Consider the following 13,798-nt stretch of genomic DNA (forward strand, 5'->3'; position numbering starts at 1 on the left):
AAACGCCTATGGAGTTTATCAACTTAGGGTCGTTAGCTTTATACAAAGAGGGAGAGTCTTCACTCAAGTCTAGGTTTTCTTTTTGCGCCATCATGATTCACGTATCCTAGACCTACCTAACGACCATTGAATTGAAGCACGCGAACGGTTGAGCTCGACCCATCTGCCGACCCAATTCAATTTCTGGCCGGATGCCGGAACAAGCACAAAGCCGTCTTTTCCTTCAATCACAGCAAATCGGCCTTGAGCCAGATCGACATGCCGCGAATAGGTCCCTGAAAATTGATCCCAGTTGTCCGGATATGTAAAGGGTAGCTCAACGCGGGCGCGTTCCGCTATCGCCGCTTTTATAAGTTCGTGTCTCCTGAGACGCTCTGCGTCTTCCCGTGTCAGCTGTCCGTTATAATCAAGTGCGTATCCATTGCTCCGCAACCAATCCTTTCGAATACTGAGCGACGTACGAAGTTCGTCCGCGAATGGGCCTTTCGCGCCATCCAGCTCATTTGCGTTCATCCGATCCAGCCACGTCTCTACATGTCGTTCAGTAAGCGCTTCGATCGGCAGCCAGGACCGAACATCGACAGCGAGACGTTGCTTTCTCGTATCGGCCTGCAAAGCGCGCTCTTCGAAGTTTTCTGGAATGGCCCAGGAGCTATCCGCATTCCTGTCGACAACACCGAACCTTCTCATCGCTTCCAACCGACGCTTGTGCGCGAGCCGGAACGCCGGTGAGCTCGATGGATCAGCCTCCTCATGCAGTTCCTCAGAGTACACCCCACCGTTTCGCTCGGCGATCGCAGCAATCGTCCGATCCGCAGGCTTCGGCTCAACTGCTCGCCGCCCAACCGAAACAGTCCCGCCTGGTTTCGGCAATCGACCCGCTTCTTGCTCCGTCATCTCGATTGACCAAATCCGCCCATCGAGGCCTTCAATCAGTGCCGTCGTACCATTCCTCAATTCATCGCCCGGCAAGGTGGCCGCGAGCCGCCCCAGGAATTCGCCAGAGGAGTTCAATTCACGGGGCAGGGCATGGAGACGCGACATATCGATCTTCCGACCCTCGAGGTTGGCGAGCGACCGAATAATGTCACCCCGCCTGCCAAGTGCTCGAAGCGTATCCTGCCAACCTTCCTGCATCGCCCAGCGACCGTCCTTCTGTCGCTTCGCAAGATCGAGCGTTTTCAGAAACCGCAGACGCCGCTTAACGACCGCACCATCAAATCTCGACGATCCGCCGCGTTCACTCTCTGGCGTGTAACGTCCACCGGTCAGCGAACGGGCTATGTCATGATCGATCGCCGTCAGCGCCTCACGCTCGGCCTCATTGGACCTCGCCGCCGCCATCTCCCGTAGCCGCCTCTGACCAAGCTCAAGCGTCACCAGATCCTGCGCTCGCGCCCGAAATCCCTGCCTGATGTATTTGCGGTCAATCAGCAGCTCGCCATTCCGGGTATTGCCACCCCTGATGACAATATGCACATGAGGTTGGGCCGTGTCGTGATGATTGGCGGCAACCCAGTCGAGGCGGCGGCCGAGATCCTTCTCGACCTGGTTCATGAACTCCCGCGTGAACTGTGTCAGATCCTTCATCTGCTCGGCGTCTTCGGGAGAGACGATCAGCCGGAATTGCCGCCTGTCCTCGTCGGCCCGTTCGTTGAACGCTTTTGCATTGGCCTCATCGACGCTCCGGTCATAGAGCTTTCCGCGCTCACCCTCGCGCCCGGCACCTTCGCGGCGGATGTAAGCGACGTGCTTTGCAAAACTCGCCGCGCCGGTTGGACCCGCCCGCGCAATATGGACCTTCACAATGACGCGCCGGGCCCGCTGGTTTGACCAATGGCGAGCAAGGGCGGCCTGTACTTTTCCACGCCCTGCATGACGCACAGCGCCCGGTGCCAGGGATTTGCGGCCACGGCTGCCAAGCCGCCCCTTCGCGACGACACGTTTCAGCCGCTTCAGCTGGGTCTTTACCTTGCCCTGCGACCTGATCTTCCCGAGTCGAGGAACGAAGTCGAAACCGTTGCTCACGGCTCTAAGCGCGCTGCGGATTGCAAATCCGTGCACCCGCTTTCCGGCGCCGGGTCACATGAAAAAGGATGTGCAGACAATGGGTTAAGTGTCGCAGGGTGACACTCCCTTAATCTTGCCCTCCGGGACACAGAAGCCATTCCCGTCCCGCTATCTATCGCTTTGACGGTCGCCTGATCCTCAGCCGACCGGTTGCCATAAGTCCATATGGACCTGGCGACGCCAATGATGCGCGCGCCGTCCTGAACGCCGAAGTATCGTCCATCGACTGATAGGGGATGAGAGTTGAGCAGGAAAACGTCGCCGGCTTTGAGGGTCTGACAGCCCTGCCAGGCGGGAAGGGCGCTGCCGGACTCGGTTACTTTGAGCGCATCAACAGATGTGATCCCGTTGATGGAGACCTGCGTATCGCATCTGCAAATCTCGTCACCGGATAGGCCCGCAACATGCTTCAACAAGGGCCAGTCGGAGCCAACAATTCCCTCATCGTTCAGCCAATGTCGAACCTCATCCGAGGGCGCAAACGCTACCAGATCGCCTGTCGAAATTCGCGCCGACCGGTCAACAAAGTAAAGGCCCTTGGGCACGCTTTCCGTCCGGTTCCAGATGAAGTCGGACCGGTTGATAATGCTGGCGGAGACCATGAGGCTAAGCCCGCATCCCATGCCTAACAACGCGGTTCTACGACTCATCGCGAAGGCCTGTCCCCATGAACCTACGTCCATTGGTGTAAGCGATGATGTCCTTGCCGCGATACCAGACCTTGGCGCCGATCTTGTGATAAACCGGGCCTGTTCCCAGCGAACGCATATTGACCAGGGTCTTCGGTTTGAGGCCGAGATGGTCAGCGGTTTCATCCGTGTTCATCCATTCGGTCGGGGTTGGGAGGTTTGATTTGGGTCGAAGCTCCTCTCCACTTCTATTTGTCTCTGTCATAGCGTTGCTTCTCCTTTCCTCTACGCAACTCGAAGCCCTGACAGACTGCCAACTCATCCTCAGATTAAGAGTGTCGAACTTGCACTACACGCTGGCGACACCCTTGAATTCCCAAAGAAACCTCACGTTAGAATGCAGCGCTGATAGGCGTATCAGCACCTTCGTTTCAGACCCTTTCGGCATGAAAGAAGACCGCTCCGGAGGTGTCTCCGGAGCGGCTTGGCAAGGCTGTGATCTACCCTAGTCGCGCGCGTTCCAGAGAATGACGTGCCGGCCTTTCTTGCCCTTGACCGGGGCGAGGTTCGCGAAAATCCGGCGCGGTCCGATCTGCGGGTCTGCCAGCGTCAGCGAGACATAGTCGCGTCCCGATGCCTTCGACTTGCGCATCCAGCCGCCGCCGATTTCGGTCGAGGTTTCACCGGCATAGATGCGGTAGTCCGGATGTCCTTCTTCGGTCTTTTCTGCATTCTTCTCGATGCGGATTGCGGCAGAGAGGTTCATCATTGCGAGGGTGCCTTCAAAGCCGGACTTGGTCTCGCTGACATATCCGAGTGCGTTTGCCATAGGGGTCTCCTTTTCTTTCCTTGGCGTGTCTCCCGGGGACCCCTTGTCCCCGTCGACGCCGGACCGCCCGGACGGGGGCTGAGCGGCTAGAACCCGATAGGGGCGAAGCGCATGCGGAGCACCGCCTGGGGCGATGAAATTTGCTGCGCGAGGAGCCGCAAAGCGGCGGGGAAATTTCTTCGCCCCAGGCGGTTTCATGGCCGCTCAGTCCGCGTCCAGGTCTTCAAGGCAAAGACGGAAACAAGGGGTCAGTGACACGCTTTTCGGGAAGAAATCAGACCCCTCATCACACGCGTCTCGATTGTCCATCGAGACCTCAAGACGCGCGATATTTTTGAAGGTATTTTCATGGGTCGCCCAGGTATCGGAGCCACAGTCCCCAGTCCCAGAAAGCGGAAAGCCGCCCGGTGACAGGCACCGGGCGGCTCCTCAAGCTGGCTGAACAGGAGACGATTATTCAGGCAGCGTCCTGATGCTCAGGCGTCTCATCGGACGCGTTTTCCGCCCCCGCTTCGAACAGGCTCGCAATCCGTGTCCACGCATCGGCGGGCGGTGATCCGGCCCCCTCGACAAGGCGGGTCGGTGGCACCTGCATCCAGCCCGGTCGCCAGTCAGGATTGGCCTCGCAACCCTCCCCGCTGATCCGGTTCGCAAGCTCCTGTTTCTGCGCCTTGCCCGTCTCGGCGCGGCACGATTCCGCGAGCGACAGGGTCGCAATATCTCCAATCATCGCATTGATGGCGCGCTTGTCCTTCGTGAGATCGAAGAACACATCGTCGGGCTTCCACGCCGCCGAAAGGTCGGTGCCGCAGACATGCAGGACGGCTTCGACAATGCCATTCCCGGCCTCGAGCGTGCGGGCCATGACACTTGCCAGAACCGTCAGAACTTCCTCATCCGACATGGCGAGCAGCGCAGAGAAAAGCTCGCACAGCCGGTAGTCATCGCCGTTCCGGCGAAGGGCCGGGTTCACGTTCAGCGCCTTGAACAAGGCGTCAGTATGAGCCGATTTTTCGGTGAGTGCGGCCACAGATGTCGAGCCTTCGACGCTCGCCTGCGTCTCATCTTTCCGGGCGCGAAGCTCGTGAGGACGCACGTCCCAGAGCGCGCTCCCCGCCATGGCATGCGCCACCATCAGACGCAGCGCAATAGCGGGCGACGCAGCAAGGCTCGCCTGCGCGGCGGCATGGCGGTGGAGCAGAATATATTCCGCGAGCGGGCCGGACATTTCAGGCCGGATTTCTGCCGGAACCGTATCGCCTTCGCCGTTCGATCGCTGCTGCCGCTTGCGGGCTTCGGCGGAAGTCAGCTGTCCTTCATGGAACTGGACCGTACCGTCATGCCGGACTTCGATGAAGACCTTCCCGCCATCTTCCATGGCGCACTGGACATGGTCCCATCGGTGGAAATACGCCCCGCGCTCAAGGCAGATGACATCGGCCCAGCCGCCGGCCTTGTAAGCCTCGATCCGCTCGGCAATGGCGGTGGATTGGGCCTGCCAGAACTGGTCTGCATCCGCGAAAACGCCGTGCTCGCCGAACAGGTCAGCCGTCACTTGTCCCTCATAGGTTTCGAGATCAAACAGCGCTTTGTCCGTTGTGATCGTCGTGCCGCCCGTGATCCATGCTTTGCAGGACCGGCCTATCGGTGCGCGTTCGGATTCGCTCTCAATGAGGCGAAGCCACTCGGCCTGCTGGTCGGGTGTGGCGAGTGTCAGCGCACGGATCGTTTCACGGTCCAACTCGTCCTCGGCATAGAGTTTGCGGATCGGTTCGGCGAGCGAAGCAAGTGCGAGCACACGGCGCACCAGAAGTTCGGTCACCCCGAAAAAGGTGGCGATATCTTCAATCGCCTTGCCTTCATCATGCAGGCGCTTGAAGGCTTGATACTGCTCCATTTCGGTCGCTGGCAGGCGTCCGACATTCTCAATCACGGAGGCGGCAATCGCGGATGCCGCATCCTTCTCTGTCATTATTGCGCAGGGGACCAGCGGCGTCTCTCCCGTTTGCTTAGCAATCTCTTTCAGGGCGAAGAATCGGCGGCGTCCGGCAATGACGCCATAATATTTGCCCTCGCGGCGGACCAGCAAAGTCTGGCGGAGGCCGCTCTCGCGGATGGATGGCAGAATGTCGGATACGTCCGGCTTCTTCCTTCCATGCCGCATATTTAGTTTTGAAATCCGAAGCTCGTCGAGCGGGATATGTTTGAGGTCGGGCTGTGCCATGGAGGTCTCCTTTGCTGGCGGGTGAAGCGAGAGACCCAGCGCCCATGCCGGACCTCTCCAGTTGATCTTGGTGAAGGGAAAGCCGTCGCGGTCGCGGCTTGGTTCGGGGTCGGTTTCGCCCCAGTCATAATCGCGGATCGTGATCAGGGGTGCGCGGCCCTCGACCCAGATTTCGGCGACCTGGGCCTCGGCAATGACCAGCGTCAGCCGGGGCCGTGGGCCAAGCAATTCAGTGAGGCAGCGGGCCGCGCTCATGTCGAAGCCCAGCCTGTCACGGTCGCGGCAAGACGCGAGGCAGCGGCGCGGCCTGCGTCCAGCGCCTCCGGCAGAAGCTCATTCGCAACTACGGTGAGGTAGCTATTATCTGTGCCGGGATAATTGCATTCGACGCCCCAGAGGCTCGCGGCATGAGGGTCCAGTTCGATGCCGTTGCGCTCGACCGAAAGCACGATCCCGCAATAGAACCACTCACCCTTGCGCCATGCCTCCATGACGGCTTCGGCCTTGGCCTGCGCATCGGCGAAGCGCTGCCGGAATCCGTTGCCCGGCCCGATAAAACCGGGCGCATTCTTGTAAAGCGAGGGCCAGAACCCATCCTGCCGCTGGTCGGGCGCATCTGGGCAATCATCGACGACAATCCGGGCCGTGAAGGTGAAGCCCTCGGCCTCGCAGCTGATCGTGTCGTCTTCAGAGGCATAAGTGTTGAAGCGGGTAGTAAAGGTCATGGCGCTCACCGCGTCCAGAAGACGTGAACGTCTTCGAACCCTGTTTCGAACACCATAATGTCGCCATTGAGCTCCATGTCGCGGGCGAGCGCTGACCAGTCGATATAGTATTCGAGGGCTGCGGGGATATCGGTGCCGGTGTCGCGGTGCAGCTCCTCGGCGAAGTCTGCCCGGCTGGCATAGGTGCCTGCATAGTCGTCGAAAGCCGCCTCGGCCTGCTCAAGATCATCGCCGAAATGGCGATGGACCAGCGCGCCAAGTCTGCCATGCTCTGCAATGAAATCGGCGAGATTACAGACTGTCTCGAAGCTCGCATATTCGGAAAGCTGCGCGCCTTCGAAGCCTTCATAGTCATGGATCGCCCATTCCTCGGCGTCCGGTAGCGGCGACTCTGCCAGCATGGCGCGAACCTCGTCCATCACCTCATCCGGCGTGGTGGCCTCGATCCAGCGCCCGTGCAGGCAGCCATTATTGTAGGCGGCAAGGCAGGCTACATAGATACGGGGCCGGTCTGGAGATGTGGGTGCAGCGTCTGCCGCAAGGGGGGCTGAAGGTTGCGGTGTGGTCATGGCGTCAGTCTCGTCTCCCCGCCCAAATGTCCCTCCCGCATCAGGCGGGGGTGGGCGGCGAGAAGGCCGGCAGGCCGGACCCGTTAGCCGGTTGCGCAAGGCGGAAAGGTAGGACGCCGCGACAACTTCCAGACGCCTTCAGTCCCGGCACCTTGCGCAAGCGGCGGGTCCGGGCAGACCGGTCGTCCGCCCACCCCCGTCTGAGAGGGAGATTGTCATGGACGCCTGGGGAATGGGCATAGGCCGGGCAGGAATAGCTCTGCTGCGCCTGCAGCTAGATGGTCACTCCTACCGTCCCAGAACCGCTTTCAAAGGCCAGGCAGGCTGCGACCCCTCTGCCCTGCAGTGGGAAGCGCAGCCTGGCGCGATCACCGGCGAGACACCCGCATGCCGCTGGGCTGCCCGAGAGGGCAGACCAGGGGTCCGGAGACGAGCCGGGCCGCTGGCGGCGTGCCGCCCGCGAAACAGCCCCCTCGCGTCAGCGAGGGGTGATCGCCGGATCAAGGTCTGATGCCAAATTGGATCTGCTCAGGTCTGTGCAGTCAGGAGGGCCCTGTATCCGCCATCCCGGAGTTCACGTCCTCGCACGAGGGCGCGGCGCATTTCGTCTTTCATGGCCCGGCTGGGGCTCTGCCAGGCTTCGGTGGCGCGATCCTCGCCATAGATGATGGCAGCGGTTTCAAAATAAGTTAGACCGGTCTCATGCGCATCGAGCGCAATGAGCGCATTGCGAAACGCAAGCGATGAGCGTGTCCAGGTGTCGTTGAAACTCGGATCGTCCTTGCCAAGAATACGCTGAGCCTTGCCGATGACTTTAAGTGTTTCGTCCATGCTCGACACATTATCGATGATCAGTTTCATGCGGACGGGTTCGACGCTGAGTAGTGACAGACCAGAACAAGCGACCTGGATGCTGTGGCCGTGCCCACGGATCATCAGGTATTCCCGGCCGACGCGATCTGTGAGGTGGGTGACTTCACACACATTGATCGTCTGCTCGAAAATATCGTCGCGCTCGCTCGGATGACGCGGTACGACCTGCATGGTCAGGGCGCGAGCATAGAGGGCAGGGATCCAGAAGACGTCGGCCTCGTAGCCATTCGCGTCTATGTCGGGAAAAAAAACCAAGCCGAATTTCTCAGCGTCGATCTGGTCGCATAGCGGCCGGAGTAGCCGGATGCCATGACAGGCTGGCTTTTCAGATATCTGTGAGTCGCCAGCCCGCAGGGCGGCTTGCCTGAATTCGCTATTTCGCCGAAGAAATTCCCAAGCCCAGCGACTTCTGGAGAGTCGGCAAGTATAGGCGTAGTCATCCAGATCAATACGGACCGAGGGTGTGTCGGCGGGACTCATCAGGTGCCTCCTTCACAAGCGGGTGCTGCAAAAGAGGTGCCAAAATTCTACTTCAGGCTAAAAGAAGCGCGTTTTCGACGGGTCCGAGAAGCGTTGCATAACCGCCGTCCCGCAGGTCACGGCCGCGGGCAAGGGCACGTCTCATCTCGTCTTTCATCGCTCGGCTTGGGCTGTCCCAGGCTTCGCGGGCCCGTTCTTCGCCATATATAAACCGCGCCGTCTCAAAATATGAGAGTTTGGCATCATGACAATCGAGTGCGACCAGTGCATTGCGAAGGGCCAAGGAATGGCGAGTCCATTCCGGGATATCCGCCGCTGCTTGCGGATCATAGACACGCTGGGCGCGCTGGAGCGTTTTCAGCTTGGCCTGGAATTCGTCGAGACTGTCGATGATGAAGCTGAGCTTGACAGGTTCGCGGGCGAGAAGTGACATGCCCGTGCAGAATACCTGAATGACGCAGCCATTTCCCTTGAGAAGAAATTGTTCGCGGCCGGCGAGGTCGGTGAAGTGCGTGATCCTGCAGATGCCAACAGTGCGATCATAGAATTCACAGGATTCATTAGGACCACTCGGAGAAACTTGCATGTGAACCCGCCTCGGATAGAGACCTCCCGACCAGAACGCGTCGGCTTCAAGGCCGCTATCCTCTGGATCCGGGAAGAAGGCGAGCCCCCATCGCTCAGCAAGCGCCTGAGAGGCTCTAGGGCGCACGAGGGTGATCTGATGGCAGGCGGGAGCGAAACTAAGCTCACTCGCGGAAGGAAGCGACGAGTCCTCAAGAAACCGGCGGTTTCGGCGCAGGAACTCCCAGGCCCATCTGCTGTCTGACAACAACCATGTGTAGTCATAAGCACTTATATGATCTGCCAGCCGGGACATTTGTCCTCGTTCCCCAAGAGAGATTCAACTAAACAGGGAAAGCAAATTCAATGCCGGAATAGAAAGTTGATTGAGTAGATATTTGTTACGGTAACGCTTGGGAGCCCATCATGCGAGGCTCAATGACGCTGCGCGCGCACCATTTTGAGAATTTTACGCACTTGTTTCATTCCGGGTTTGGGGCATCACCTGACTGATGCTTATCAGCATGCGCATCGCGCAGAATATCGATTCCACCATATACCGCAATCGCCGCGACTCCCAATCCGACAAGCAGATCTGGCCAGTTGGACCCAGTCCACAGTACGATTACGCCCGCGATAATGATCCCCCCATTCGAGATGAAGTCATTGAAACTAAATGTTGTAGCGGCTCGCAGGTTTACATCCTTCTTTTCTATTTTTTTCAAAAGCCAGAGACAGATCAGATTTACAACACCTGCAATCGCGGCCATTGCCAGCATGATGAGACCGAGGGGTTCAGATCCTTCAAAGTATCGACGGATTGCGTCGCCGGCGACGCCGACGGCAAATACAAGAAGCATTCCACCTGACAGTCGAGCGGCGTTGCGTTTCCAGATCCGCGAACGTGTAAGTGCAAGCAGGCTCAAGCCATACACAACCGCGTCCGAGGAATTATCCAGCCCGTTCGCCAGGAGGGCATTGGAGTCGCCGAACCAGCCTGTGACAAAAAAGCCAATGGCTATGAGTATGTTTAGCCATAGTACGATTTGAAGAGTTCGGCGCTCGTCTGACGTCTCGATTTTCAAGTCTTCGCTACCCATCCTATGATTTTACCATGCGTTGTCTGTGAGGGGAGATGCACCGTAAGAATTTTACCGAAGCGTCTCCGTTAGAAAGCTTTGTATTGCGAGCGTATTGAGGATAGCTGGAGTAGCGGTAGGGCCCTGTGGTGGCAAGTGTGCCCTTGGCTCCTGGTGTCTCGTCGAAACCGAACCGGAAATCTGCGCGCCAAACCACCATATTCGCGATGATGAGAGGGGCAAACCCGAGGCCGAATATCGCCCAGCAGGGTACGGGAGCGGTTGCCCTACCTGAAGCCCCAATCGACAGCGCCGCTCCGAAATTCGTGATCGTACCCATCCAGATGATTGGTGCCACAAAACGCGAATAACGCTGCGGGAGCCAAATTCTCTGCGCGGGGAAGGCTGCAGACCAAATAGGAATCACAGCAACTGCGCCACCTGTGGCAATGCCGAGTATCTGGATTGTCGTATCGCCACTCATGTTGCCTCCTGCGCTTGTGTTTTCAGCCGTCTAGGTTATTTCCTGCAGTCTACAGTAACTAGAGGGGCAAGGGGCGCTATCATGGCCTTGATGACGATCGGAAAACTGTCAGGGGCGACGGCCGTAAAAGTCACGACAATCCGCTATTATGAATCCATTGGCCTGCTCGACGAGCCGCAACGCAGCGCAAGCGGACAGCGGTTGTACGCAGGGGACTCTGTAGAGCGTCTCCGTTTTATACGTCATGCAAGGGATCTGGGGTTTCCCGTCTCAGCGGTAAGGGAACTGATTTCGCTGCAGGTAGAGCCAGGCAGGGAGTGCGTCCTGGTTGACCAGATTGCACGTCGCCAGCTTGACGAGGTTCGCCGCAGGCTGACCCAATTGGAGGCGCTCGAGGCCGAGCTCAAGCGCATGATCCGCGCTTGCGAAGGCGGCAAGATCGGATCCTGCTCTGTGCTCGCTGCCCTTGGCCAGCACGAGAATTGCTTGCACGAACAGCATGATGGCGCCGAGGTGCTTGCAGGGCTTCCGTCAAAAGGCGCTTGACCCTCCAGTGACTGGAGGTGCTAAAAAGAGAGTGAGCCTGTTTACCCGATCGTAAAAGAAAGTAGCTAGCCAGCAATCATGTTTCCGTTCCAAGTCATAACGTGTTTACGAAGGTTGCTCGTCATGGTGATGGCGATAGCTTTTGTTATTGCGCCGATGACGGCTGCGGCGGATATCATGCATCCGGGCGATCAGGCCGCAGAGGAATGTTCTACGAGTGAGCTGGCCCAAGATGCCCCTGATAAGGAGCCATCGCATGAAGGTCATGACCATACCGCGCATCAGTGCGGAAGCTGTCATTTCCATCTGATAGGCGGCGGCGATCTAAGCGGCGCTCCGAAGTCTGTCGTGCAGACAAAACATTTGTTGCCTGGCGGTTCTTTTCTCGAGAACCTCCGCCCAGACGGTCTTTACCGTCCTCCTCGCGCCTAGACCAACGACACAGGAATATTTTGCGTGGCTACGGCCTCGCTGTCGTTGAATCTGGACGAGGAAACCAGCAAAAATGAAAATTATTATATGCAGCGCGATCACCGCGCTCGCCCTGCCGGTCATGGCCGGTACGGCCTATGCGCAAGGGTGTAGTTCTGTCTATGTCAGCGCGACTGACTATGATCTATCCCAACCACTGACGCTCGACGCGGCTATTGCTCGCGCCGCCAATGCTTCGCCTGAAGTTCTGACGGCGGCTCTCGAGGCGAAAGCTTCATCGGCCGACGCCGATCAGGCGAGCCGTTGGCTTAATCCATCTCTGTCTGTCGAAACCGAGAACTTTGCCGGCAGCGGATCGCTTGAAGGCTTCAATGCCTACGAGACGACCCTGGCAGTGGCGCAGACCTTACAGCTTGGCGACAAACGAAGACTTTCCGAGCGGGCCGCCAGAGCTGAAGCCGCATTGGCGAGTGCCGAATGTTCTGTACGAAGCCTGGAAGCTCAGAAACTCGCAGGGGAACTCTATCTGGAACTTCGTGCCGCTTACGACATGGCCGAGGTCGCTCAGGCCTCAGCCGATCTCGCATCCGAGTTCTCTGGCGTCGTCCAGCGCCGCGTGGACGCTGGAGCGTCGGCTCCGCCTGAGTTGCTGCGCGCGCGGGCTGAAGCAGCAGCGCTTCAGGCGGTTGCGGATGGTGCGCGGGGCCAGGTCGAAGCCAAAGGGCTAGCGCTTGCGTCCGTTTGGGGTAGTCCAGAGATCGACTTTGTCTTGTCTGGCACTGCGGAAATCGTAACAGATCCGGCGGGTGGGTCGGCTCAACCAGATTCTGGCGTTCATCCGTCACTTGCGGCGGCTAAGGCCGGAGCGACGGCTCGTAGCGCGGCGACGGACCGGGCCCGCGCTGGCGCATGGCCTGATATAACCGTATCGGCTGGTGTCCGAAGATTTGAGGACACGGGCGATAGCGCGTTTCTGGCGGGTGTCAGTGTTCCTTTGCCGGTCTTTGACCGCAATCAGGACGCAACGCGGGCGGCGGGATTACGTACCCAGAGTGCCGAGCTATCAGCACAGACTGTTGAGGCAAGGTTGCGGGCCGAGCAAGCGAGCCTCGCCGCGCAGGTGCGGGCTGCGAAGTCTCGCTTGCAGCGTCTCGAGGGCGAAGCGCTGCCGCTCGCAGAAGAAGCCTATACAGCTGCGGCAGAGGGCTACCGGGTTGGCAAGTTCGACCTCACAGCCACGCTCGATGCGCGGCGCAGTCTGATTGAAACCCGCGCCGCCGTAATCGATGCCCGGCTGGCGCTCCAGACATACACGCTGCGGTTGCGTGCGCTGATTGGCGCCGCGCCGTTCGAAGGAGAGATCGAATGAAACTGAATTTATTCTATGCGGCGCTGCTTTCTCCAGCGCTTTTGTATCTTAGTGCTTGCGGCAGTGACGCCTCCGATTCGTCTGGTGCAAACCGGACGCCCCCACAAGCCGAAGATGGCCATGACGACCACGAGGACGGTAGTGATGAGGAGCATGAAAGCCATGATGAGGCCGATGGCGACGATCATGAGGGACATGAAGATGGAGGCGGTCATACCGAACACGAAGGTGAAGGCGGCGATCATGTCGAGCTGACCGCCGAGGAGGCGGAAGCTGCCGGTATCCGGACCGGGCGAGCCCAAACCGGAGCGGTTTCGGGCCAGCTGGAACTGCCGGCCGAGATCCGTTTCGATGCGGACCGTGTCGCAAGGGTCTCGCCACAGGTCGAGGGCACCGTTGCCCAACTTTATGCAGGCGAAGGCGATATCGTGAAAGCCGGCGCCACGCTTGCCCGGCTGACCAGTCGTGAACTCGCCGGCCTAAAGGCCGATTATCTGAATGCCCTGAGCGCCGAGCGCCTCGCGCAAGCCGAGCTTGAGCGTGAGGAAAACCTCTGGGAGCAGAAAATCACCGCCGAGGCCGATCTGCAGTCGGCGCGTGCGGCATTCGCTGCAGCCAATGCCGGCCGGGAAGCTGCTGAAAACAGGCTTCATGCGATCGGCATTGGTCATGGCACACTGGACAAGCTTAATGAGGCTGCGGATGGGTCGCTTGCACAAGCCTATGTGACGGCTCCCCTTGCCGGAGAGGTGATTCAGCGGAGCGTTTCTCTTGGAGAAACCGTATCGGCTGGCGGCGCGCCCATCTTTGTCATCATCGATGATAGCGTCGTCTGGGCCGACATCGCCGTCTACAAGGAAGATCTCGGCAAGGTCAGCGAAGGCCAGACCGTGACATTCCAGCAGGAGGATGGCCGCGTCCTGGC

15 protein-coding genes and 1 pseudogene are annotated in these 13,798 nt (G+C 59.0%); 4 read left to right on the plus strand and 12 right to left on the minus strand.

The window, feature by feature from the left end:
- Positions 1-90 precede the first annotated feature (90 nt).
- From O4G74_RS14085 to O4G74_RS14140, 12 genes and pseudogenes are all read right to left on the minus strand, one after another.
- On the minus strand, positions 91-2,028 hold the full coding sequence (locus O4G74_RS14085) for a DUF3363 domain-containing protein (protein WP_034813622.1): 1,938 nt from the start codon (positions 2,026-2,028) through the stop codon (positions 91-93).
- Positions 2,025-2,753 (minus strand): S26 family signal peptidase, encoded by a 729-nt coding sequence (locus O4G74_RS16475; RefSeq protein ID WP_156947843.1) that lies wholly within the window; start codon positions 2,751-2,753, stop codon positions 2,025-2,027. The genes O4G74_RS14085 and O4G74_RS16475 overlap by 4 nt, the downstream gene beginning before the upstream one ends.
- Positions 2,710-2,964 (minus strand): helix-turn-helix transcriptional regulator, encoded by a 255-nt coding sequence (locus O4G74_RS14095; RefSeq protein ID WP_013301514.1) that lies wholly within the window; start codon positions 2,962-2,964, stop codon positions 2,710-2,712. Before O4G74_RS14095 ends, O4G74_RS16475 begins: the two co-directional genes overlap by 44 nt.
- 240 nt (positions 2,965-3,204) lie before the next feature.
- Positions 3,205-3,528: a DUF736 domain-containing protein gene (locus O4G74_RS14100; protein ID WP_013301513.1), complete on the minus strand. Its 324-nt coding sequence runs from the start codon at positions 3,526-3,528 to the stop codon at positions 3,205-3,207.
- 457 nt (positions 3,529-3,985) lie between these two features.
- Positions 3,986-6,007 (minus strand): ParB/RepB/Spo0J family partition protein, encoded by a 2,022-nt coding sequence (locus tag O4G74_RS14105; RefSeq protein WP_269403211.1) that lies wholly within the window; start codon positions 6,005-6,007, stop codon positions 3,986-3,988.
- On the minus strand, positions 6,004-6,477 hold the full coding sequence (locus tag O4G74_RS14110; protein WP_034813621.1) for a hypothetical protein: 474 nt from the start codon (positions 6,475-6,477) through the stop codon (positions 6,004-6,006). Before O4G74_RS14110 ends, O4G74_RS14105 begins: the two co-directional genes overlap by 4 nt.
- 5 nt (positions 6,478-6,482) lie before the next feature.
- On the minus strand, positions 6,483-7,046 hold the full coding sequence (locus tag O4G74_RS14115; protein WP_034813620.1) for an antirestriction protein ArdA: 564 nt from the start codon (positions 7,044-7,046) through the stop codon (positions 6,483-6,485).
- Between the two features lie 528 nt (positions 7,047-7,574).
- Positions 7,575-8,399: a DNA -binding domain-containing protein gene (locus tag O4G74_RS14120; protein WP_051607689.1), complete on the minus strand. Its 825-nt coding sequence runs from the start codon at positions 8,397-8,399 to the stop codon at positions 7,575-7,577.
- A 52-nt stretch (positions 8,400-8,451) separates the two neighbouring features.
- On the minus strand, positions 8,452-8,985 hold the full coding sequence (locus O4G74_RS14125) for a DNA -binding domain-containing protein (RefSeq protein ID WP_051607688.1): 534 nt from the start codon (positions 8,983-8,985) through the stop codon (positions 8,452-8,454).
- Positions 8,986-9,072: 87 nt separating this feature from the next.
- Positions 9,073-9,279 (minus strand): annotated as a pseudogene (locus tag O4G74_RS14130) (transcriptional regulator domain-containing protein); the annotation flags it as partial.
- Between the two features lie 166 nt (positions 9,280-9,445).
- A complete protein-coding gene (locus O4G74_RS14135; RefSeq protein ID WP_034813619.1) occupies positions 9,446-10,063 on the minus strand; it encodes a cation transporter in 618 nt (205 codons plus the stop codon).
- A gap of 1 nt (position 10,064) precedes the next feature.
- A complete protein-coding gene (locus O4G74_RS14140) occupies positions 10,065-10,526 on the minus strand; it encodes a hypothetical protein (protein ID WP_034813618.1) in 462 nt (153 codons plus the stop codon).
- A gap of 81 nt (positions 10,527-10,607) precedes the next feature.
- On the opposite strand from O4G74_RS14140, the gene O4G74_RS14145 reads away from it, so the two are divergent.
- The 4 genes from O4G74_RS14145 to O4G74_RS14155 all read left to right on the plus strand — a co-directional run.
- Entirely contained in the window at positions 10,608-11,072 is a 465-nt protein-coding gene (locus O4G74_RS14145; protein ID WP_084333203.1) for a MerR family transcriptional regulator, read from the plus strand.
- Between the two features lie 123 nt (positions 11,073-11,195).
- Complete coding sequence (locus O4G74_RS16480; RefSeq protein ID WP_034813617.1) at positions 11,196-11,504, plus strand: DUF2946 family protein; 309 nt, start codon at positions 11,196-11,198, stop codon at positions 11,502-11,504.
- A 73-nt stretch (positions 11,505-11,577) separates the two neighbouring features.
- Positions 11,578-12,873 carry a TolC family protein gene (locus tag O4G74_RS14150; protein ID WP_034813616.1) on the plus strand — a complete coding sequence of 432 codons (1,296 nt, stop codon included), beginning with the start codon at positions 11,578-11,580 and terminating at the stop codon, positions 12,871-12,873.
- Positions 12,870-13,798: efflux RND transporter periplasmic adaptor subunit (locus O4G74_RS14155; protein WP_269403212.1), on the plus strand; the 929-nt coding region annotated here is incomplete at its 3' end. The genes O4G74_RS14150 and O4G74_RS14155, both read left to right, overlap by 4 nt.

Origin of the sequence: Henriciella marina (assembly GCF_027213945.1) — a bacterium.
In the GTDB taxonomy this organism is placed as follows: Bacteria; Pseudomonadota; Alphaproteobacteria; order Caulobacterales; family Hyphomonadaceae; genus Henriciella; species Henriciella marina_A.

What these genes read in the sequence shown, in the direction of transcription:
- O4G74_RS16480 (WP_034813617.1), top strand. Translation starts at nt 11,196, where the DNA reads ATGGTGATGGCGATAGCTTTTGTTATTGCGCCGATGACGGCTGCGGCG.
- O4G74_RS14110 (WP_034813621.1), bottom strand. Translation starts at nt 6,477, where the DNA reads ATGACCTTTACTACCCGCTTCAACACTTATGCCTCTGAAGACGACACG.
- O4G74_RS14105 (WP_269403211.1), bottom strand. Translation starts at nt 6,007, where the DNA reads ATGAGCGCGGCCCGCTGCCTCACTGAATTGCTTGGCCCACGGCCCCGG.
- O4G74_RS14125 (WP_051607688.1), bottom strand. Translation starts at nt 8,985, where the DNA reads ATGCAAGTTTCTCCGAGTGGTCCTAATGAATCCTGTGAATTCTATGAT.
- O4G74_RS14100 (WP_013301513.1), bottom strand. Translation starts at nt 3,528, where the DNA reads ATGGCAAACGCACTCGGATATGTCAGCGAGACCAAGTCCGGCTTTGAA.
- O4G74_RS14095 (WP_013301514.1), bottom strand. Translation starts at nt 2,964, where the DNA reads ATGACAGAGACAAATAGAAGTGGAGAGGAGCTTCGACCCAAATCAAAC.
- O4G74_RS16475 (WP_156947843.1), bottom strand. Translation starts at nt 2,753, where the DNA reads ATGGACGTAGGTTCATGGGGACAGGCCTTCGCGATGAGTCGTAGAACC.
- O4G74_RS14145 (WP_084333203.1), top strand. Translation starts at nt 10,608, where the DNA reads ATGGCCTTGATGACGATCGGAAAACTGTCAGGGGCGACGGCCGTAAAA.
- O4G74_RS14120 (WP_051607689.1), bottom strand. Translation starts at nt 8,399, where the DNA reads ATGAGTCCCGCCGACACACCCTCGGTCCGTATTGATCTGGATGACTAC.
- O4G74_RS14150 (WP_034813616.1), top strand. Translation starts at nt 11,578, where the DNA reads ATGAAAATTATTATATGCAGCGCGATCACCGCGCTCGCCCTGCCGGTC.
- O4G74_RS14115 (WP_034813620.1), bottom strand. Translation starts at nt 7,046, where the DNA reads ATGACCACACCGCAACCTTCAGCCCCCCTTGCGGCAGACGCTGCACCC.
- O4G74_RS14140 (WP_034813618.1), bottom strand. Translation starts at nt 10,526, where the DNA reads ATGAGTGGCGATACGACAATCCAGATACTCGGCATTGCCACAGGTGGC.
- O4G74_RS14135 (WP_034813619.1), bottom strand. Translation starts at nt 10,063, where the DNA reads ATGGGTAGCGAAGACTTGAAAATCGAGACGTCAGACGAGCGCCGAACT.